This window comes from Sinorhizobium sojae CCBAU 05684 (assembly GCF_002288525.1).
GTDB lineage: Bacteria > Pseudomonadota > Alphaproteobacteria > Rhizobiales > Rhizobiaceae > Sinorhizobium > Sinorhizobium sojae.
Genome location: NZ_CP023067.1, coordinates 505,748 through 523,823 on the forward strand (window position 1 = coordinate 505,748; position 18,076 = coordinate 523,823).

The 18,076-nt window shown below is 61.9% G+C and carries 20 protein-coding genes and 1 pseudogene; 17 read left to right on the forward strand and 4 right to left on the reverse strand.

What is annotated here, in order from left to right; all coding sequences use genetic code 11:
* Window positions 1-1,224, reverse strand: coding sequence for a D-alanyl-D-alanine carboxypeptidase family protein (locus SJ05684_RS02405; protein WP_034852219.1), 1,224 nt, complete (start codon window positions 1,222-1,224; stop codon window positions 1-3).
* 273 nt (window positions 1,225-1,497) lie between these two features.
* Between SJ05684_RS02405 and SJ05684_RS02410 the strand changes: the two genes are divergently transcribed.
* Window positions 1,498-2,547, forward strand: coding sequence for a polysaccharide deacetylase family protein (locus SJ05684_RS02410; protein WP_095694194.1), 1,050 nt, complete (start codon window positions 1,498-1,500; stop codon window positions 2,545-2,547).
* Between the two features lie 115 nt (window positions 2,548-2,662).
* On the opposite strand, the gene pdxH is transcribed toward SJ05684_RS02410, so the two are convergent.
* Window positions 2,663-3,283, reverse strand: a complete 621-nt coding sequence (pdxH, locus tag SJ05684_RS02415) for a pyridoxamine 5'-phosphate oxidase (RefSeq protein WP_034852222.1) — start codon at window positions 3,281-3,283, stop codon at window positions 2,663-2,665.
* A 141-nt stretch (window positions 3,284-3,424) separates the two neighbouring features.
* On the opposite strand from pdxH, the gene SJ05684_RS02420 reads away from it, so the two are divergent.
* The 4 genes from SJ05684_RS02420 to SJ05684_RS02435 all read left to right on the forward strand — a co-directional run bounded on the left by SJ05684_RS02420 (window position 3,425) and on the right by SJ05684_RS02435 (window position 6,874).
* Complete coding sequence (locus SJ05684_RS02420; RefSeq protein ID WP_034852438.1) at window positions 3,425-3,880, forward strand: RT0821/Lpp0805 family surface protein; 456 nt, start codon at window positions 3,425-3,427, stop codon at window positions 3,878-3,880.
* A 294-nt stretch (window positions 3,881-4,174) separates the two neighbouring features.
* Entirely contained in the window at window positions 4,175-5,221 is a 1,047-nt protein-coding gene (locus SJ05684_RS02425; RefSeq protein WP_034852224.1) for a DnaJ C-terminal domain-containing protein, read from the forward strand.
* Window positions 5,222-5,420: 199 nt separating this feature from the next.
* Window positions 5,421-6,239 carry an enoyl-ACP reductase FabI gene (fabI, locus tag SJ05684_RS02430; RefSeq protein WP_034852225.1) on the forward strand — a complete coding sequence of 273 codons (819 nt, stop codon included), beginning with the start codon at window positions 5,421-5,423 and terminating at the stop codon, window positions 6,237-6,239.
* 50 nt (window positions 6,240-6,289) lie between these two features.
* Window positions 6,290-6,874 carry a histidine phosphatase family protein gene (locus SJ05684_RS02435; protein ID WP_034852226.1) on the forward strand — a complete coding sequence of 195 codons (585 nt, stop codon included), beginning with the start codon at window positions 6,290-6,292 and terminating at the stop codon, window positions 6,872-6,874.
* Window positions 6,875-6,937: 63 nt separating this feature from the next.
* Here SJ05684_RS02435 and SJ05684_RS02440 read toward each other — a convergent pair whose 3' ends face one another.
* The gene (locus SJ05684_RS02440) at window positions 6,938-7,198 is read right to left on the reverse strand and encodes a DUF1344 domain-containing protein (protein ID WP_034852439.1); all 261 of its coding nucleotides are present in this window, start codon (window positions 7,196-7,198) and stop codon (window positions 6,938-6,940) included.
* Between the two features lie 433 nt (window positions 7,199-7,631).
* Between SJ05684_RS02440 and aroC the strand changes: the two genes are divergently transcribed.
* Together aroC and ribB are read left to right on the forward strand one after the other, a co-directional pair.
* Window positions 7,632-8,729 (forward strand): chorismate synthase, encoded by a 1,098-nt coding sequence (gene aroC / locus SJ05684_RS02450; protein WP_034852440.1) that lies wholly within the window; start codon window positions 7,632-7,634, stop codon window positions 8,727-8,729.
* Window positions 8,730-8,746: 17 nt separating this feature from the next.
* On the forward strand, window positions 8,747-9,847 hold the full coding sequence (ribB, locus tag SJ05684_RS02455; RefSeq protein WP_034852230.1) for a 3,4-dihydroxy-2-butanone-4-phosphate synthase: 1,101 nt from the start codon (window positions 8,747-8,749) through the stop codon (window positions 9,845-9,847).
* A 95-nt stretch (window positions 9,848-9,942) separates the two neighbouring features.
* Here the strand turns inward: ribB and SJ05684_RS02460 are convergent, their stop codons facing one another.
* Window positions 9,943-10,473: an invasion associated locus B family protein gene (locus tag SJ05684_RS02460; protein ID WP_034852232.1), complete on the reverse strand. Its 531-nt coding sequence runs from the start codon at window positions 10,471-10,473 to the stop codon at window positions 9,943-9,945.
* Between the two features lie 399 nt (window positions 10,474-10,872).
* Here SJ05684_RS02460 and coxB point away from each other — a divergent pair, with 399 nt between their 5' ends.
* The 10 genes and pseudogenes from coxB to SJ05684_RS02510 all read left to right on the forward strand — a co-directional run bounded on the left by coxB (window position 10,873) and on the right by SJ05684_RS02510 (window position 18,076).
* Window positions 10,873-11,757, forward strand: a complete 885-nt coding sequence (gene coxB, locus SJ05684_RS02465) for a cytochrome c oxidase subunit II (RefSeq protein ID WP_034852234.1) — start codon at window positions 10,873-10,875, stop codon at window positions 11,755-11,757.
* 20 nt (window positions 11,758-11,777) lie between these two features.
* A complete protein-coding gene (ctaD, locus tag SJ05684_RS02470) occupies window positions 11,778-13,466 on the forward strand; it encodes a cytochrome c oxidase subunit I (protein WP_034852236.1) in 1,689 nt (562 codons plus the stop codon).
* Between the two features lie 98 nt (window positions 13,467-13,564).
* Window positions 13,565-14,521 carry a heme o synthase gene (locus tag SJ05684_RS02475; protein WP_034852441.1) on the forward strand — a complete coding sequence of 319 codons (957 nt, stop codon included), beginning with the start codon at window positions 13,565-13,567 and terminating at the stop codon, window positions 14,519-14,521.
* Complete coding sequence (locus SJ05684_RS02480; protein WP_034852238.1) at window positions 14,521-14,661, forward strand: cytochrome c oxidase system small membrane protein; 141 nt, start codon at window positions 14,521-14,523, stop codon at window positions 14,659-14,661. The genes SJ05684_RS02475 and SJ05684_RS02480 overlap by 1 nt, the downstream gene beginning before the upstream one ends.
* 10 nt (window positions 14,662-14,671) lie before the next feature.
* On the forward strand, window positions 14,672-15,277 hold the full coding sequence (locus tag SJ05684_RS02485; RefSeq protein ID WP_034852240.1) for a cytochrome c oxidase assembly protein: 606 nt from the start codon (window positions 14,672-14,674) through the stop codon (window positions 15,275-15,277).
* Between the two features lie 62 nt (window positions 15,278-15,339).
* Window positions 15,340-16,215, forward strand: coding sequence for a cytochrome c oxidase subunit 3 (locus SJ05684_RS02490; RefSeq protein WP_034852242.1), 876 nt, complete (start codon window positions 15,340-15,342; stop codon window positions 16,213-16,215).
* A gap of 224 nt (window positions 16,216-16,439) precedes the next feature.
* A pseudogene (locus tag SJ05684_RS31000) lies at window positions 16,440-16,564 on the forward strand (L,D-transpeptidase family protein); the annotation flags it as partial.
* Complete coding sequence (locus tag SJ05684_RS02500) at window positions 16,561-16,944, forward strand: DUF983 domain-containing protein (protein ID WP_034852442.1); 384 nt, start codon at window positions 16,561-16,563, stop codon at window positions 16,942-16,944. The pseudogene SJ05684_RS31000 and the gene SJ05684_RS02500, both read left to right, overlap by 4 nt.
* Window positions 16,913-17,698: an SURF1 family protein gene (locus SJ05684_RS02505; RefSeq protein ID WP_034852245.1), complete on the forward strand. Its 786-nt coding sequence runs from the start codon at window positions 16,913-16,915 to the stop codon at window positions 17,696-17,698. Before SJ05684_RS02500 ends, SJ05684_RS02505 begins: the two co-directional genes overlap by 32 nt.
* Window positions 17,699-17,710: 12 nt before the next feature.
* On the forward strand, window positions 17,711-18,076 hold the full coding sequence (locus SJ05684_RS02510; RefSeq protein WP_034852247.1) for a DUF1304 domain-containing protein: 366 nt from the start codon (window positions 17,711-17,713) through the stop codon (window positions 18,074-18,076).

An 18,076-nucleotide genomic window follows, 5' to 3' on the forward strand; every position in this document is an offset into this window, starting at 1 on the left:
CTATCCCCGGTCGGGGAGCAGTTTGCAGTCGTAGGAGCGCTTCTTCAGTATGTCGCAGGCGGATGCCGCCGCCTCGCGGCTCGCAAAGCCGATGAAGCGTGCATGGTATTGCCTGCGGGAGCCGGTGCCTGCGGCCTTGGTGTGCGGCGACGCGCCGAGCAGCGCCGCGCCACCGGCCGATTGTGCTTCGACGAGGATCTTGCGCGCGCCTTCTGCGGTCGACATGGTCGAGATCTGTATCTGCCAGTACCCGCTCGCTGCCGACTCGGTCGCGGCGATCGCGGTCGGGCGCTCCGAGGGCACGACCGCTTGGATGGCAGCGCCAGCGTCTCCGGCGCCCGCGGGGGCGAGGTCGACATAGGAGAGCGAAACGCCGGGCAAGGTATCGACCTCGACCCGATCGATCGTCCGGTTTGCGACCACCGTGGTCGAGCCGGCCCGGCCCAGATGCTGATCAAGGAGAGCGGCCATCTTGTTGTCGCGGCTTTTTGCCGTCCGGCCTCCGAGCACCACGCCGATCACCCGCCGATTGCCGACCTTTACCGCGCTCACGAGATTAAAGCCGGAGGCGTTGGTATAACCGGTCTTGATGCCGTCCATGCCCTGGTAGCGGTACATGAGATTGTTGTGGCCGCGAATCGTGCGGCCACGGAAATTGAAGCTCTGCATCGAGAAAAGCCGGTATTCGGCCGGGAAATCCCGAATAAGCGCGACGGCGAGCCTCGCCATATCGCGTGCCGTCGTGACCTGCTGGCTTGCCGGCAGGCCGGATGCGTTGACGAAGACGGTGCGGTTCATGCCGAGCCGGCGGGCCCTGGCGTTCATCATTCGAGCGAAGTTCGCTTCAGAACCTCCGAGCCTCTCAGCCATGGCCGCGGCCGCATCATTGGCCGATTGCACGATTATGCTATAGACCGCCTCCCGGACGGTGATCGAGTCGCCCGCCTTGACGCGCAACTTGGTGGGTGGCTTGCGGGCGGCCTCCTTCGACATCGGCACTTTCGTTTCCCAGCCGATGTCGCCCCGCCGCAACGCTTCGAAGGTTAGATAGAGCGTCATCATCTTGGTAAGCGATGCCGGATGATTGAGGTCGTCGGCGTTCTCGGCGGCAAGCACCCGGCCGCTGCGGGCGTCGAGAACGAGAGACGCGTTGCCGGCAAATGCCGATGAGGTGACAACGAGGAATGTCGCCATCGTCGCCAAGGCAAGGTGAAAGTTCTTCATCGAAGCCCCCCAAAATGAGCCGCTGCTTTGGCCGCTCGCGTGTCATTGCTTCATTATGTCCCAGCATGGTGCTTTGCCGCAACATTGAGGCGAAAACCGGTCGATACGCCCGAACGATTCACAGGATTCAGCAAGGCTTAACCCCGACGGCTTTAGCTTGCCGCCCGTGGCGCGGTGACGCCCGTCTTCGGCGTCGCCACTTGCAAGGGGTAGATCCCGACGGTCCCGTCTTTCGGCGAGGATGTCGGGGTCAAGCATGGGGACAGCGGGAAGATGAGACACGGCCTTGCACGGCTGGTTCGCCACCACGTCAGGCGCGCCGCCATAGCCGGCGGTCTTGAGACCGCGCATCTTCTTTCGCGTGCGGGCCTGATGTCGCGGGCGCGCAGGCGCGGCGCGATCTTCACCCTCCACCATGTACGCCCCTCCTGCAAGCGCACCTTCGACCCCAATGCGCACCTCGAAATCACGCCCGAATTTCTAGACGAGGCGATCCTTGCGTTGCGGCGTGCGGGCTACCGTTTTGTCCCCCTCGAGGATCTGCCCATGAGCCTGGCCGCCGCCGACCCGCAGCCGGTCGCCTGCTTCACGCTCGACGACGGCTATCGTAACAATCTTGACCACGCGCTGCCGGTGTTCGAGCGGCATTCGGTTCCCTTCACCGTTTTCGTCACCGCCGGCTTTGTCGATCGCACCCATAGCCTCTGGTGGGAGACGCTCGCAGACTGGCTCTCCGCCTGCCGCGAAATCCGCTTCGATTTCGGCCAGGGCGAGGAGGCGATGGCAATTGGAAGCCTTGCCGGGAAGCAGGCTGCATTCGACCGCATCGCCGCTCATATCCACAAGGAGGACGAGGCGGGCGCGGTTGCCGCCTTGAACAGGGCTGCGGCAAGAGACGGCATTGATGCTCTTGCGATCGCGGAGCGGCTGACGATGGACGAGGCCCGCCTTAGCGCCTTGCTCGAAAGCCCGCTCGCAAGCCTCGGCGCGCATACGATCAGCCATCGCGCCTTGGCTCGTCTTGGTGATAACGAGGCGCGCTTGGAGCTTCTGAATTCCTCGGAGCGCGTCGAGGCGATCGCCGGCCGCCGGCCGCTCAGCTTTGCCTATCCCTATGGCTTCTGCCCCACCGTTTCGGCACGCGAGCACCGCCTTGCCGCTGATCTCGGCTTTGCGGTTGCGGTGACGACGGAGCCAGGCACGCTTTCCTCCGGAGCAAACCTTCACGCGCTGCCGCGAATATCGCTCAACGGCTACTTCCAAAACGCGCGTTATGTCTCGGCGCTCGCATCCGGCATTCCGTTTCGGTTTGCCGCAGCCTAGCGCATCGGCCCGAAAATCGTACCCGATTTCCGGAAAGCTCGATGCGCAGATTCAAAGAGTTACAGCAACCTTTGCGCGCCTGAAAAGACGCGCGGCGCTGTAGCGCCGGAGGCCCTTAGGGATACATGCGCAACTTCACCCAGCCGCCTTCAGGTTCCGGACGGCTGAACTCGATGCGGTCGTGCAGCCGGAAGGGCCGGTCGTGCCAGAACTCGATCGAGGTCGGGCGAATGCGGAAGCCGGACCAATATTCCGGGCGCGGGATCTCGCCGATGGCGTAGCGCGCGGTAAACTCCGCGACCGCCTTTTCGAGCGCCAGGCGGCCCTCGAGCGGGCGCGATTGCTTGGAAGCCCAGGCACCGATACGGCTGCCGCGCGGCCGGCTCCTGAAATATTCGTCCGCCTCTTCTTCCGACACATTCTCGACGGGACCGCGCAGGCGCACCTGTCTGCGCAGCGATTTCCAATGGAAGCACATCGCGGCTTTGCGCGTCGCCAGGATTTCATGCCCTTTCCGACTTTCGAAATTCGTGTAAAAGACGAAGCCGCGTTCGTCGAAACCCTTGAGCAGGACCATGCGCACATTGGGCATGCCATGCGGGTCGACGGTGGCGAGCGCGACGGCGTTGGGATCGTTGACTTCGCTTTTCTCGGCGTCTTTCAGCCATGTGCCGAAAAGGGAGAAGGGCTCGCTTGCATCCGTGAAGTCACTGCTTGTTAACTCATTCGAGGTCATATTGGCTTCCAATGCCCGTATATCTGGTGCGGTAACGCTTCGGGAATGATCCCGATCCGGTGTTGCCGCATTGAACTATGTCAGAGTTGCGTGCCGACTTTCCAGCATCGGTTCGGCTCTGGCGACTCTGACAGGATTGCCGTGCAAGACATAGCAAAGTGGATCGAAGGCAAGAAGGGTTTTTCCTCCGCATGGCTGCGCGGCGCGGCCGTTTGCCTGACGATGTTCGTCCTTTCGGGCTGTATGGGCGGCGGCCTGGACATGTTCGGAAAATCGGATGTCGATCGCTCTGTCTCGACAGGAACCGTTCCGGTTGCCAAGACGTCGGACGGCCTCGCCGACGCCCTTGCCGTGCGCAATGCGGTTTCCTCCGCCGACATCAGCCAGGGTGGCGACAACGCCATTCCCTGGGCGAACACAACGTCTGGAAGCGCCGGCGTCATCAGCAGCATTGAGGAAGACCGGGCGTCCGGCGTCCTCTGCCGCCGCTTCACCACGACCCGCCATTCCTTCGAAGGCATAGCGAAGTTCGACGGGAGGACGTGCCGGCTTGAGAACGGCGAATGGTATTTGACGAGCTTCGGCCCGCGCAGCTGAAATGGCCGGTTAACCACGTTTGCTGAAAGCCGCGGGCGCCTGCCTGCAAAGGCGCGGCGAGAGTGTCGTGGGCGCCGCCGAATAACCGATATTTAGCAACTTCCCCGGATCATCGTCCTGAAGAATTACAGCGCCGCACGGTCGCTGTAGCACTTTGAATTGCTGCATTCTCCCCGGATCGAGGTCGATCCGAGGGGCATGCAGGTAGGGCCATACTCGCGGTTCTCCCGCTGTCGCCAGGCATTGGCGCGGGCAGTTGGGACGATCGCCGATTACAGAAAATGGTGAAAAGCCATGCGCGATCCCTATGCAATCCTCGGCGTGCGTCGCAATGCCGGGCAGGAGGAAATCAAGGCCGCCTGGCGCTCCGTCGCAAAGGCCATCCACCCGGATCACAACCAGGACGACCCTCTGGCCACGGAGCGTTTTGCCGAAGCGGGCAAGGCCTATGAATTGCTGCGCGATCCGGTGCGCAGGAGCCGCTATGACTGGGCGCGGCGCGAGGCGGAACTGCGTCGCATGGAGGCCATGAAGGAGAAGATGCGCGGAGCGGAGGCGGCCGAAGAGCCGGTCAGTGCCGAAACGGCCGAGGACGCGGTCTCGCGGATATTTGGCGTCGAGCCGCGCGCGGCCGGTCCCCGGACGAGACCGGCCGCGGCGCGCCCAGCCGAGAAGGCGGCGACCACCGACGGGCCGGCGCCGGAGGCGACGACGGGAGCGCAGCCGGAAAGCCCGAAATCGGAACTCGTCGTTTCCCGGCGTTCCGCCGCGCCTGCGGAACTGGTGGCTGCGATCGTCCGTCGCATTCGCGATCGCATTACGAAAACGGCCGAGAAGGTGCCGGACCTTGTGGTCGCCCTCCCGGTAAGCGTCGAGGAGGTCATGAACCGGGCCCGCGTTTCTTTGGAGCTTCCCGACGGCGAAACGGTGAAGGTCGCAATCCCGCTCGGCGCTCGGGACGGAGAGGTGATTCGACTGAAGGAGCAGGGCTACCGCGTCGCGGGGATGACGCGTGGCGACGTCGTCGCTACCTTGCGCATTGCCCAGGATGGTCCGTTCAGAACCCGGGGTCTCGATCTGGTCACCACAATGCCCCTCGGCCTCCAGGATGCCGTCTTGGGTTGCGAGACGCCGATCGAAACACCGAGCGGACCGATTGTCGTCACCGTGCCGGCCTGGTCTGGTTCCGACAAGGAGATCCGCATTGTCGGCAAGGGGATGAGGGGCGCCGACGGGGAAAGCGGAGATCTCGTCGTGGAGCTCCGCCTCGTGCTCCACGAAAAGCCCGACGACAGGATCACGGACCTTATGCGGTCCCGGCGCGACGGCCTCTATTTGTGAAAGTTTTCTGACAAACTGACCCAATATTACGGGGACTAACAGTTCCTGATCCGCGGCGCGCTTGAACCGCTGTGACGGCTATGCCATAGGCAATTCTCGACAATTTGCCGCACCTCGCGCTGGCGTGCGGTGTCGTTGATGTTCAAGAACATGGCTACCGGCACCCGCCGGTGCAGGCAGACAGTATTGGGGACATTCCATGGCTCAGGCACCGGGTCTGATGAATGGCAAGCGCGGCGTCATCATGGGCGTTGCAAACAATCGCTCGATTGCGTGGGGCATTGCCAAGGCATTGTCGGAGGCCGGCGCTGAGATCGCGCTGACATGGCAAGGCGACGCGCTGAAAAAGCGCGTCGAGCCGCTGGCACAGGAACTCGGTGCCTTCATGGCTGGCCATTGCGATGTTACCGACCTTTCCACCGTCGATGCGGTATTCTCGTCGCTAGAGGAGAAGTGGGGCAGGATCGATTTCGTCGTGCATGCGATTGCCTTCTCCGACAAGGACGAACTGACGGGCCGCTACGTGGATACGAGCCGCGACAATTTCGCCCGCACGATGGATATCTCCGTCTATTCCTTCACGGCGGTCGCCGCCCGGGCCGAGCGCATCATGAATGATGGAGGCTCGGTCCTGACGCTGACCTATTACGGCGCCGAAAAGGTGATGCCGCATTACAACGTCATGGGCGTTGCAAAGGCGGCGCTCGAAGCGAGCGTGCGCTATCTGGCGGTCGACCTCGGCAGTCGCGGCATCCGCGTCAACGCCATATCGGCCGGGCCAATCAAGACGCTTGCCGCGTCCGGCATCGGCGACTTCCGCTACATCCTCAAGTGGAATGAATACAACGCGCCTCTGAAGCGCACCGTTTCGATCGAGGAGGTCGGCAATTCGGCTCTCTATCTCCTCTCCGACCTGTCGAGCGGCGTTACCGGCGAGGTGCATCACGTCGATTCCGGCTACCACACGATCGGCATGAAGGCCGTCGACGCACCGGACATTTCCGTGCTGAAGGACTGATCGCCACGCGTCTGTTTGGCGGCGACAATGCTGCGTCCGGAGTGAACACTGTGCTCATCTACATGGTTCGCCACGGCCAAACGGATTGGAACGCCGAGAGCCGCCTCCAGGGGCAGAAGGACATTCCCCTCAATGAAACCGGTCGCCGACAGGCGACCGGCAATGGTTTGGCTCTTGCGGAAATCCTCGGGCGCGAGGCCGCCATTTATGATTTCGTCAGCAGTCCGCTCAGCCGCACCCGCGAGACCATGCAGCGTCTCAGACAGGCCATGGAGCTCGATCCGCTTTCCTACCGCATCGACGAGCGCCTAAAGGAGGTCTCCTTCGGCGATTGGGAGGGGTTTACGCTGCCGGAACTGAAACGCCGCGTGCCGGAGCGGATCGCAGCGCGCCGCGTGGCCAAATGGGATTTCATCCCGCCCGGACCGCAAGCCGAAAGCTACGAAATCCTGTCCTGGCGCGTCGGTGCCTGGCTGAAGGATGTGAGGAAGCCCACCGTCTGCGTCAGCCACGGCGGCATCATTCGCGCGCTGTTCAAGCTGCTCGGGGAAATGGACTCCGACGAGGCGGCCGCGGCAGCAATCCCGCAGGACCGGATTCTGGAAGTCGCCGACGGCTCCATCCGCTGGCTTTGAACGGGGGTGCCTAGCGCGGCTGCGCCTCGTGGGGCGCGCAAGGTCTCTGTAAGTGAGAGAGGATTACTGCACGATCTCGAGATCGTTGATGACGCGCTTGCCGTCGATTTCCGTGTAGAAGACAAGAACCTTGACGCCGGTCTCCAGTCCCTCGAAGTTGAACTCCTCGGGGGCATAGTAACTCTTGCCGTCGTCGAGCGCGAGGCTCAATTGCTCGGTGTCGACATTGGTGATCACCGCCTCGACATCCGCGCTTTCGGCCCGGGCGGAAAGCGGCGAAAGCAAGCCTGCAGTGGCCATGAGCGCGGCGATGACAAATCGCATCTTTCCTACCTTCTTCGATGACTCGGCGAACATTCCTACCATCACCTTTGATCCCCGATTGTGGCAAAAGTAGCCTTGCGCGATGCGCAGATTCAAAGAGTTACAGCGACCTTTGCGCGTCTGATGAGACGCGCGGCGCTCACTGCACGTAGCGGAGAATGAACGCGGCCTGGGTAAAGTTCAAGCGGGCCATATCTCGACTGGCCTGGCTGCAGTCGGTTCACCGGCTTTTCCCGCTGCAAATTGCGGGCCGCGGCGGCTGGCGCCTCCGGCGCGCCGAAGCTGAGACGCAGCGGTGCTGTGATTTTGTCCTCAAATCGGTTCCGCTTTGGGAATTCATGCAGTAAGAGAGGACGCGCGATTTCGCGTGGTTTTCAAGAGCGGGATGGAAGCCATTCCTGTCCTGCTCTCGCTCAATATCCCGGTAGCCGTCATGTCGCACAATACCTTCGGTCATCTCTTTCGAGTCACCACCTGGGGCGAAAGCCACGGTCCGGCGCTTGGCTGCGTCGTCGACGGATGCCCGCCCGGGCTCCGCTTCACGCTCGCCGAGATCCAGGCGTGGCTCGACAAGCGCAAGCCCGGTCAGTCGCGCTTCGTCACCCAGCGCCGCGAGGACGATCTCGTCAAGGTGCTGTCCGGCGTCATGCTCGACGGGGACGGTGAGACGATGATCTCGACCGGCACGCCGATCTCAATGCTGATCGAGAACACCGACCAGCGCTCCAAGGATTATTCCGAGATCGCCAAGCGCTATCGCCCGGGCCACGCCGACTACACTTATGACGTCAAATACGGCATCCGCGATTATCGCGGCGGCGGCCGCTCTTCGGCGCGTGAGACCGCCGCGCGCGTTGCCGCGGGCGCCATTGCCCGCAAGGTCGTCCCGGGACTTGTCGTGCGCGGCGCCCTCGTCCAGATCGGCAAGCACAGGATCGACCGCGCCAACTGGGACTGGACGGAAGTCAACAACAATCCTTTTTTCTCGCCGGACCCGGCGATCGTCCCGGTCTGGGAAGACTATCTCGACGGCATCCGCAAGGCCGGCTCTTCGATCGGCGCCGTGGTCGAAGTGATCGCCGAGGGTGTACCGGCCGGCATCGGTGCGCCGATCTACGGCAAGCTCGACCAGGACATCGCCTCGAACCTGATGTCGATCAATGCGGTTAAGGGCGTGGAGATCGGCAACGGCTTCGCCGCCGCCGAGATCAGCGGCGAGGAGAATGCCGACGAAATGCGCATCGGTCCCGGCGGCGAGCCGGTCTTTCTCTCCAACAGCGCCGGCGGCATCCTCGGCGGCATTTCTACCGGTCAGCCGGTCGTCGCCCGCTTCGCCATCAAGCCGACCTCTTCCATTCTGACCGAGCGGCGCTCGATCGACAGCGACGGCAATGAGGTCGATGTACGCACCAAGGGACGCCACGACCCCTGCGTGGGCATCCGGGCGGTGCCGATCGGCGAAGCCATGCTTGCCTGCACGATTGCCGACCACTATCTGCGCGACCGGGGCCAGACCGGTCGGCTGAAGTAACTTGTGGGAGAGAAAGCATGCCCTATGACCAGAAGCGTGTCGCCGACGCCATTCGCGCCTTCGAGGCCGGCGAGGTCGTTGTCGTCACCGATGACGGCGGCCGAGAGAACGAAGGCGACCTGATCGTCGCGGCCGTTCATTGCACGCCGGAAAAGATGGCCTTCATCGTCCGCCATACCTCCGGCATCGTCTGCGCCCCCATGCCGCGCGACGAAGCAAAGCGGCTCAATCTCAATCCGATGGTGGCCGAGAACGACTCCGCCCACACGACCGCATTTACCGTATCCGTTGACTTCAAGCATGGAACAAGTACCGGCATTTCCGCCGACGACCGGACCCTGACGGTGCGCAACCTCGCCAATCCGAATGTCGGACCGAGCGATTTCGTGCGGCCCGGCCATATCTTCCCGCTGGTGGCTCGCGAAGGCGGCGTGCTCATGCGCTCCGGCCATACCGAGGCGGCTGTCGATCTTTGCCGGCTCGCTAGCCTGCCGCCGGTCGGCGTCATCTGCGAACTCGTCAATGACGACGGGACCGTGATGCGCGGTCCGCAGGTGGAGGTCTTCGCAGAGACCCATGGGCTGAAACAGGTTTCGGTGGCCGATCTCATCGCGTACCGCCAGCGCAAGGAAACCCTGATCGAAAAGGGCAATTGCTTCGCTATCGAAACGCCCTACGGCAAGGCGAAGGGGCATGCCTATTCGCTGCCCTGGGACCCGATGCAGCATCTCGCTGTCGTCTTCGGCGACATCCGCGACGGTGTCGACATTCCGGTCCGCCTCCATCTCGAGAATGTCGGATCCGATGTTTTCGGCAGCGATCGTCAGATCGACGAAATCATGAAGCGTATCGCCGCGGAGGGCAGGGGTGTCATCGTTTATCTGCGCGAAGGTTCGGTCGGCGTCGGTGTTTCGCAGACCGCGCGCAAGGGCAAGCATGAGCGCGAAGTGCACGAGGAAGCGCAGGAGCGAGAAAGCGAATGGCTGGAAATCGGCCTTGGCGCACAGATCCTCAAGGACCTCGGCATCACCTCCATCCGTCTTCTTTCCTCGCGCGAGCGCCACTATGTCGGCCTGGAAGGTTTCGGCATCAATATCGCCGCCACCGAGATCCTGTGAGTTAGGAACTGTGCGATCCGGGCTTTGAGGCTGCTATAAAAAACCGCGCAACCAAGAAGGAGCGCGGCTGTTCGATTCCAGCGACCTACGGCCGATCAGGGCAGCGCGTCGTATCCCTCTCCGAAGCCCTTGAGGTCGACCGGGATGCCGATCCCTTCTTCCGGGGACTGGAAGACGATGAATGTCGCCGTCGCGCCCGCCCGGAACGTTTTCAGGAGTTCGTCCTCCAGCACGACTTCCGCATAGCAGCCGTCGGTGAAACAGCGGACGAAATAGGCGCGGCCGATATCCTTGCCGTCGACATTGAGGCCGAGACCATTGGGCAAGAGCACTCCGAGCGGTGCGAGAACGCGAAGGATCTTCGCCTTGCGGTCGGCCGTCTTCAGGACGACGACCGAAAGCCCGACCTCCGGCCGGTCCTCGGCGATGACGTTCTGCATCAGCGCGCATTGTTCGGTCGAGGCGCCGGCAGGCTTGTCGCAGACGATCGACCATGCGCCGTGGTTCGACTTCACCGTTCCCGGAGTTCCGCCGGATTGCTGGGCCATGCCTGCTGTCGGGAAGGCGCAGGCGGCAATTCCGAGGGCAGCCAGAACGGGCAGCCGCGAGAAGAGGGACAGGCCCATGTAAACCTCAAAAACGTCGAATCAATCGGGCTATTCTTGAAGCGCGGAGCGACAAATGAAAAGCCCTGCGCACTACATTCCAGCGCCATATGGCCGAAATTGGGCCCCGGATTGCCCCGAAAGACAAGTTCGGGCCTGTTTTGGGCGCCTGCTGCATCGGCCTCGGGGTTGTGCGCTGTATATAGAAGAGGAAACCACGCCCATGCCTGTCTTCAGGGCTTGATGCACATGCTGGTGCGGCGCCGGTGAGAAAACCCCCCCTTTGCGCAAAAATGCCGCACGAGGTTGATTGGTCAGATGTTGCGGCGCTGGTCAAACTGTGGTTTGAAGCGCTTCAGTATCGCAGGGATTCTGCGTTCCGGGTTTGATCCTGATCAAGCGCATTGGGGAGACGTCATTGTGAAAAATAGGGCCTATGCAGTTCTGGCAGCGCTTGCCTGTCTGCTTTTTGCTTCGAGCGCCTTTGCTGACAAACCTGTCGACTGGCAAACCGGCTTTCAGCCAGCCGCGACGGGCATCATGGACGATATCACGTGGTTCGAACAATATACACTGTGGTTCATCATCCCCGTCACGCTCCTGGTCCTTCTGCTGCTCATCATCGTCGTGGTGAAATTCCGCGAGGGCGCCAACCCGGTTCCGTCGAGGACCAGCCATAACACGCTGATCGAGGTGATCTGGACGGTCGGTCCGGTGATCATTCTCCTGTTCCTCGCCGTACCGTCGTTCCAGCTCCTGACCGCGCAGCTGACGCCGCCGCAGAATCCGGATTTGACCGTCAAGGCGATCGGCAACCAGTGGTACTGGTCCTATGAATATGAAGTGGGCGAGAATCCGCTTTCCTTCGACAGCCTTCTGCTGCAGGAGGACGACCGTGCGGGCCTCGGCAAGGAAGACAAGACTGAGTATCCGCGCCTTCTCGCCGTCGACAACGAGGTTGTCGTTCCCGTCGGCAAGACTGTTCGACTCCTGGTTACGGCGGCCGACGTGATCCATGCCTTTGCCATGCCGGCTTTCGGCGTGAAGATCGATGCCGTTCCCGGCCGCCTCAACGAGACCTGGTTCAAAGCTGACCGCGAAGGCCTCTATTACGGCCAGTGTTCCGAGCTCTGCGGCAAGGACCACGCCTATATGCCGATCGCCGTCCGCGTTGTATCGCAGGACAAGTACGACGCCTGGCTCGCTGCCGCCGCCACCGATCTCGGCGAGGCGAACAAGGCGCTCATGGCGTCCATCGACGGCGCGGCCAAGGCCGTTGACGTCGCCAAAAACGCCGCACAGTAATCGGAAGGGGAGCTCGACCCATGGCTGGAACAGCCGTTCACCACGATCAACGGCATGATCATTCCGATCATGCCCATGCCGACCACGAACACAAGCCGCTGACGTTCTTCCAGCGCTGGTTCCTGTCGACCAACCACAAGGACATCGGGACTCTCTACCTGATCTTCGCGATCATCGCCGGCATCATCGGCGGTACGCTGTCGGTCTTCATGCGTGCCGAACTGCAGGAGCCGGGCATCCAGATCTTCCATGGTCTGGCACAGATGGTCTACGGCTTCGAGGGCGATGCTGCCATCGATGGCGGCAAGCACATGTTCAACGTGTTCACGACCGCGCACGCCCTGATCATGATCTTCTTCATGGTCATGCCGGCGCTTATCGGCGGCTTCGCCAACTGGATGGTGCCGATCATGATCGGTGCGCCGGACATGGCCTTCCCGCGCATGAACAACATCTCGTTCTGGCTGATCGTGCCGGCCTTCCTGCTGGTCCTGCTTTCGATGTTCGTCGAAGGTCCCGCAGGTGCCTATGGTGCGGGCGGCGGCTGGACGATCTATCCTCCATTCTCGACATCCGGCATGCCGGGGCCGGCCATGGACCTTGCAATCCTCGGCCTGCACGTCGCCGGCGCTTCGTCGATCCTGGGCGCGATCAATTTCATCACGACCATCCTCAACATGCGCGCGCCGGGCATGACGCTGCACAAGATGCCGCTCTTTGCCTGGTCGGTGCTGATCACGGCCTTCCTGCTCTTGCTCTCGCTGCCGGTTCTGGCAGGCGGCATCACCATGCTTCTCACCGACCGCAACTTTGGCACGACCTTCTTCGCGCCTGAGGGCGGTGGCGACCCGATCCTGTTCCAGCACCTGTTCTGGTTCTTCGGTCATCCGGAAGTGTACATCCTGATCCTGCCGGGCTTCGGCATCATCAGCCACATTATCTCGACCTTCTCGCGCAAGCCGATCTTCGGTTACCTCGGCATGGCCTATGCCATGGTCGCGATCGGCGCCGTCGGCTTCATCGTGTGGGCGCACCACATGTATACGGTCGGCATGTCGCTCGAAACGCAGCGTTACTTCGTCTTCGCAACGATGGTCATCGCAGTCCCGACGGGCGTGAAGATCTTCTCCTGGATCGCGACGATGTGGGGTGGCTCGATTCGCTTCTCCACGCCGATGGTCTGGGCGATCGGCTTTATTTTCCTCTTCACCGTCGGCGGCGTGACGGGCGTTCAGCTCGCCAACGCCGGTCTCGACCGCGCGCTGCACGATACCTACTACGTCGTGGCCCACTTCCACTACGTGCTGTCGCTCGGCGCCGTCTTCGCGATCTTCGCGGCCTGGTACTACTGGTTCCCGAAGATGAGCGGCTACATGTATTCCGAGTTCATCGGCAAGCTGCATTTCTGGGTGATGTTCGTCGGCGTGAACCTGATCTTTTTCCCGCAGCACTTCCTCGGTCTCGCAGGCATGCCGCGCCGCTATGTCGACTATCCGGACGCCTTTGCCGGCTGGAACTTGGTGTCGTCCTACGGCTCCTATGTCGCGGCCGTCGGCGTGCTGATCTTCCTCTTCGGTGTCGCCGAGGCATTCGCGAAAAAGCGCGTTGCGGGCGACAATCCGTGGGGCGAGGGTGCAAACACGCTGGAATGGCAGCTGTCGTCGCCGCCGCCGTTCCACCAGTGGGAGCAGCTCCCGCGGATCAAGTGACGGACAACGAACAGAAGCCGCCGGTTTCGGCGGCTTCTCCCCGCCGGCTTGCCGGCACGATATGGCCTTTGCGGCCGCGACGGGACCAGGGACGAGACATGGCGCTCATCAACAATCACGAAGCAGTCGGCATGGAAGGCGCGCCGCGCCTGTCCGAAGCCTCTGCGCGCGATTATTTCGAGCTTTTGAAGCCGCGCGTCATGTCGCTGGTCATCTTCACGGCCTTTGTCGGCCTCGTCCTTGCGCCCGGACAGATCAATCCCGTCATCGGCTTCATCGCGATCCTCTGCATCGCCGTGGGTGCCGGTGCCTCCGGTGCGCTGAACATGTGGTATGACGCCGATATCGACGCCGTCATGAGCCGCACTGCCAAGCGCCCGATCCCCGCCGGCAAAGTTCTGCCGCAGGAAGCGCTCGCCTTCGGACTGACGCTTTCGGCATTCTCCGTGACTATCCTCGGGCTCGCCGTGAACTGGCTCGCAGCCGGATTGCTCGCTTTCACAATCTTCTTCTACGTGGTCATCTACACCATGTGGCTGAAGCGCACGACGCCGCAGAACATCGTCATCGGTGGCGCTGCTGGAGCCTTCCCGCCAATGATCGGCTGGGCCTGCGTGACCGGCGGCGTCTCGGTCGAAAGCATCGTGCTCTTCCTCATCATCTTCCTTTGGACGCCGGCGCATTTCTGGGCCCTGGCTCTCTTCAAGATGGGCGACTACGAGGCCGTCGCCGTGCCGATGATGCCGAATGTCTGCGGCGAGGCGACGACCAAGAAGCAGATCGTCGTCTATGCGCTGCTGACCGCAGTGAGCGGCATCTGTCCCACCATGCTCGGCTTCGCGAGCCTCGGCTATGGGGCATTCGCGACGGCCATGGGTCTCGGCTTCATCTGGTACTCGCTCGGCGTCCTGCGCATGGCGAACGACGACCAGCGCATGGTACCCGCCAAGAAACTCTTCGCCTTCTCGATCGCCTATCTCTTCGCGATCTTCTCGGCCCTGCTGGTCGACCATGTAATCGTCGAGATGTGGCTCAATGCCGGAGGTATGATCTGATGGAAACCGTCGAACTCAGCGTCGCCCAGAAGAAGTCCCGCCGCGGCCGAAACATCGCCCTTGGCCTGGTGCTGGCCGGCCTTGTCGCGATTTTCTACGTCGTGACACTGATCAAGTTCGGCGGCGGCATGGTGCATTGAGGAACGGCGCATGACCGATACTCCGCAGAAAAGCCCGAAGAAACGAGCAAACGGCGCCATCGTCGGCGCCTGCCTCGCCTTCGTCGTGGGCATGGTCGGCATGGCCTACGCTGCCGTACCGCTCTACGACATGTTCTGCCGCGTGACCGGCTATAACGGCACCACGCAGCGGGTCGAGCAGGCCTCCGACGTCATTCTCGACCAGAAGATAAGGGTGACTTTCGACGCCAATGTCGCTTCGGGCCTGCCCTGGGAATTCAAGCCGGTCCAGCGTTACGTCGATCTTCGGATCGGTGAGACGGTCCAGATAAGCTACCGCGCCAAGAACCTGTCGTCGAAGCCGACGACCGGGCAGGCGACGTTCAACGTCACGCCGATGGAAGCCGGAGCCTATTTCAACAAGCTCGAATGCTTCTGCTTTACCGAGACGACGCTCGAGCCCGGCGAGGAAATGGAGATGCCGGTCGTCTTCTTCGTCGATCCGGAGATCGTCAAGCCGGTCGAGACGAAGGACATCAAAACTTTGACGCTATCCTACACCTTCTATGCACGCGAGCCGTCCAAGCCGGTTGCGGCGGTGAAGGCGAGGGAAGGGCAGAATCAGCACAAACTTTGACATGAGGCCTATTTCGGCTATGCCGGAGGGGCCACAAGAGAGGACTATCGGGGATTACTGACATGGCCGGTGCGCATCAGAAGAATCACGACTATCACATCATCGATCCCAGCCCGTGGCCGCTGCTTGCCTCCATTGGCGCCTTCATCCTGGCTTTCGGCGGCGTCGGCTACATGCGCTACCTTTCCGGCGGCTCCTTCAAGATGTTCGGTCTGGAACTTGCGAACCCCTGGATCTTCCTGATCGGTCTCGTCATCGTTCTCTACACTATGTTCGGCTGGTGGGGGGACACGATCAAGGAAGGGCGTGAGGGACACCACACCCGCGTCGTGTCGCTGCATCTGCGTTACGGCATGATCATGTTCATCGCTTCGGAGGTGATGTTCTTCGCCGCCTGGTTCTGGGCTTTCTTCGATGCGAGCCTTTATCCGGGCGAGGCCATTCAGGCTGCGCGCACGGAGTACACGGGTGGTGTCTGGCCGCCGAAGGGCATCGAGGTTCTCGATCCCTGGCACCTGCCGCTCTACAACACGATCATCCTGCTGCTGTCCGGCACGACCGTCACCTGGGCCCACCACGCTCTGCTGCACAATGACCGCAAGGGCCTTATCTACGGCCTGACGCTGACGGTGCTGCTTGGCGTATTCTTCTCCTTCGTGCAGGGCTATGAATACGCGCACGCACCGTTCGCCTTCAAGGACTCGATCTATGGCGCGACCTTCTTCATGGCCACCGGCTTCCACGGTTTCCACGTCCTGGTCGGCACGATCTTCCTGCTGGTCTGCCTGTTCCGCGCGCTTGCCGGCAGCTTCACCCCGCAGCACCACTTCGGTTTCGAGGCTGCCGCCTGGTACTGGCATTTCGTTGACGTGGTCTGGCTGTTCCTCTTCTTCTCCATCTATATCTGGGGTGGTTGGGGTGCGCCGATCGCTCATTAGCGCATCGGTCCCGAAAATCGGGTCCGATTTTCGGAAAGCCCATGTCTCTCGCTCAGATTGGGGCGGCTGCGGCATCGCAGCCGCCCCTTTTCCTCGACCGGTGATGGTGACGATGCGGTTTATCCTATGGCTTCTCGCGGCCGTACGGACCTTCTTACAGGCGCTTACGCCCTTCGCTGCTGCGGACAGGGTCATCGCCTGCAAGGCCTGTCGCGTCCTGAGGTGGCTGGCTGGCTTTTTTGACGCAGATGTTCGATTGGACGGATGGCTGCATAGCCGTTACCAATGGAGAGATGGACGAAATCTGGGATATGATTCCCGACAATACGTTATTGAGATCAATCCATGAGTGACGACAAGGCTCTGTACCCGCCGGTGGACCCGGTCACGACCGGTGTCAAAGGGCTTTGCCCACGCTGCGGCCAGGGGCGCCTCTTCGACGGCTTCCTGAAGGTCCGGCCGTCCTGCACTGCTTGCGAACTCGACTACCGCTTTGCCGATTCGGGAGACGGCCCGGTCGTCTTCGTCATCCTGATCGTCGGCTTCCTCGTCGTCGGGGCAGCGCTCTGGATGGAGGTGAACGTCAATCCGCCATTGTGGCTGCATTTCCTGCTGTGGATTCCGCTCGCGACGGTCTTGAGCCTGGCGCTTACGCGGATACTCAAAGGCCTGATGATCAATCTGCAATACCGCAACAATGCACGTCCGGGCGAGATCGATCGTGACTGATGCGCGCAAGCCCGCGCCGGGCAGCCGCCTCGGGCTGGTTGCCGGCCTTGTTCTCACTGGTCTCGCCTTCGCCGTGTTGATCGGGCTCGGTGGCTGGCAAATGCAGCGGCTGCAGTGGAAGCAGGGGCTGATCGCCGCGATTGCCGAGCGGCGGACTGCGCCGCCCTTATCGCTCGGCGAGATCGAGTCCATGGCGGAGGAGGGCGCCGATATCGATTACCGCGCCGTGCGTATAACGGGGGTCTTCGACCACGGCAGGGAGCGCCACTTCTTCGCCACTCATGAAGGGCGTACCGGCTATTACGTCTTCACACCGCTGATGTTGCCCGACGCGCGTGCACTCTTCGTCAATCGCGGTTTCGTGCCTTTCGAGAAGAAGGACGCTGCGACGCGGCCCGAGGGTCAGGTTTCCCAAAGCGTGACGATTACCGGCCTCGCCCGGCAAAAGCTTGCCGGGAAGCCGTCTTCGCTCGTTCCCGACAACGATGTCGCGAAAAACATCTTCTATTGGAAGGACCTCGACGCGATGGCGGCGTCTTCGGGCATTGCCGCCGATCGCGTCCTCCCATTCTTCGTCGACTCGGACGCCTCGAAAAATCCGGGCGGCCTGCCGATTGGCGGCGTGACGCAATTCGACCTGCCGAATAACCATCTGCAATATGCGCTTACCTGGTACGGCCTTGCCGCGGCGCTGGTCTGCGTCACGGTAGTGTTCGTCTACCGGCGGAAGCGAGGGGACCGTACGGAGAATTAGAATGGGGGAAAAATGGGGATTCTATCGATAGTTCTTACCGCGCTAACCGCCTTGCTGCATGTCGGATTTCTTGTGCTTGAAATGTTTCTCTGGACGAAACCCCAGGGCAGGGCGGTCTTCCGCATGACGCCGGAACGCGCAGAGGCGACGCGGGTACTTGCGGCGAATCAGGGCCTCTATAACGGGTTTCTGGCTGCGGGCCTCGTCTGGTCGCTCGTCGAGCCCGACCCGGTCTTAGCCTTCAAACTGAAGGTCTTCTTTCTTGTGTGCGTGGTCGTTGCCGCTATATATGGCGCATGGTCGGTCAAGCCCCACATCCTTCTCGTGCAGGGCGGTCCGGCGATACTCGCGCTCCTGTTCCTTCTATCGGCGTCCTGA

Excerpts from the sequence above, each read along its gene's own strand:
- SJ05684_RS02405 (WP_034852219.1), bottom strand. The coding sequence starts at position 1,224 with ATGAAGAACTTTCACCTTGCCTTGGCGACGATGGCGACATTCCTCGTT.
- SJ05684_RS02410 (WP_095694194.1), top strand. The coding sequence starts at position 1,498 with ATGAGACACGGCCTTGCACGGCTGGTTCGCCACCACGTCAGGCGCGCC.
- pdxH (WP_034852222.1), bottom strand. The coding sequence starts at position 3,283 with ATGACCTCGAATGAGTTAACAAGCAGTGACTTCACGGATGCAAGCGAG.
- SJ05684_RS02425 (WP_034852224.1), top strand. The coding sequence starts at position 4,175 with ATGCGCGATCCCTATGCAATCCTCGGCGTGCGTCGCAATGCCGGGCAG.
- fabI (WP_034852225.1), top strand. The coding sequence starts at position 5,421 with ATGGCTCAGGCACCGGGTCTGATGAATGGCAAGCGCGGCGTCATCATG.
- SJ05684_RS02440 (WP_034852439.1), bottom strand. The coding sequence starts at position 7,198 with ATGCGATTTGTCATCGCCGCGCTCATGGCCACTGCAGGCTTGCTTTCG.
- aroC (WP_034852440.1), top strand. The coding sequence starts at position 7,632 with ATGTCGCACAATACCTTCGGTCATCTCTTTCGAGTCACCACCTGGGGC.
- ribB (WP_034852230.1), top strand. The coding sequence starts at position 8,747 with ATGCCCTATGACCAGAAGCGTGTCGCCGACGCCATTCGCGCCTTCGAG.
- SJ05684_RS02460 (WP_034852232.1), bottom strand. The coding sequence starts at position 10,473 with ATGGGCCTGTCCCTCTTCTCGCGGCTGCCCGTTCTGGCTGCCCTCGGA.
- ctaD (WP_034852236.1), top strand. The coding sequence starts at position 11,778 with ATGGCTGGAACAGCCGTTCACCACGATCAACGGCATGATCATTCCGAT.
- SJ05684_RS02475 (WP_034852441.1), top strand. The coding sequence starts at position 13,565 with ATGGCGCTCATCAACAATCACGAAGCAGTCGGCATGGAAGGCGCGCCG.
- SJ05684_RS02480 (WP_034852238.1), top strand. The coding sequence starts at position 14,521 with ATGGAAACCGTCGAACTCAGCGTCGCCCAGAAGAAGTCCCGCCGCGGC.
- SJ05684_RS02485 (WP_034852240.1), top strand. The coding sequence starts at position 14,672 with ATGACCGATACTCCGCAGAAAAGCCCGAAGAAACGAGCAAACGGCGCC.
- SJ05684_RS02490 (WP_034852242.1), top strand. The coding sequence starts at position 15,340 with ATGGCCGGTGCGCATCAGAAGAATCACGACTATCACATCATCGATCCC.
- SJ05684_RS02500 (WP_034852442.1), top strand. The coding sequence starts at position 16,561 with ATGAGTGACGACAAGGCTCTGTACCCGCCGGTGGACCCGGTCACGACC.
- SJ05684_RS02505 (WP_034852245.1), top strand. The coding sequence starts at position 16,913 with ATGCACGTCCGGGCGAGATCGATCGTGACTGATGCGCGCAAGCCCGCG.
- SJ05684_RS02510 (WP_034852247.1), top strand. The coding sequence starts at position 17,711 with ATGGGGATTCTATCGATAGTTCTTACCGCGCTAACCGCCTTGCTGCAT.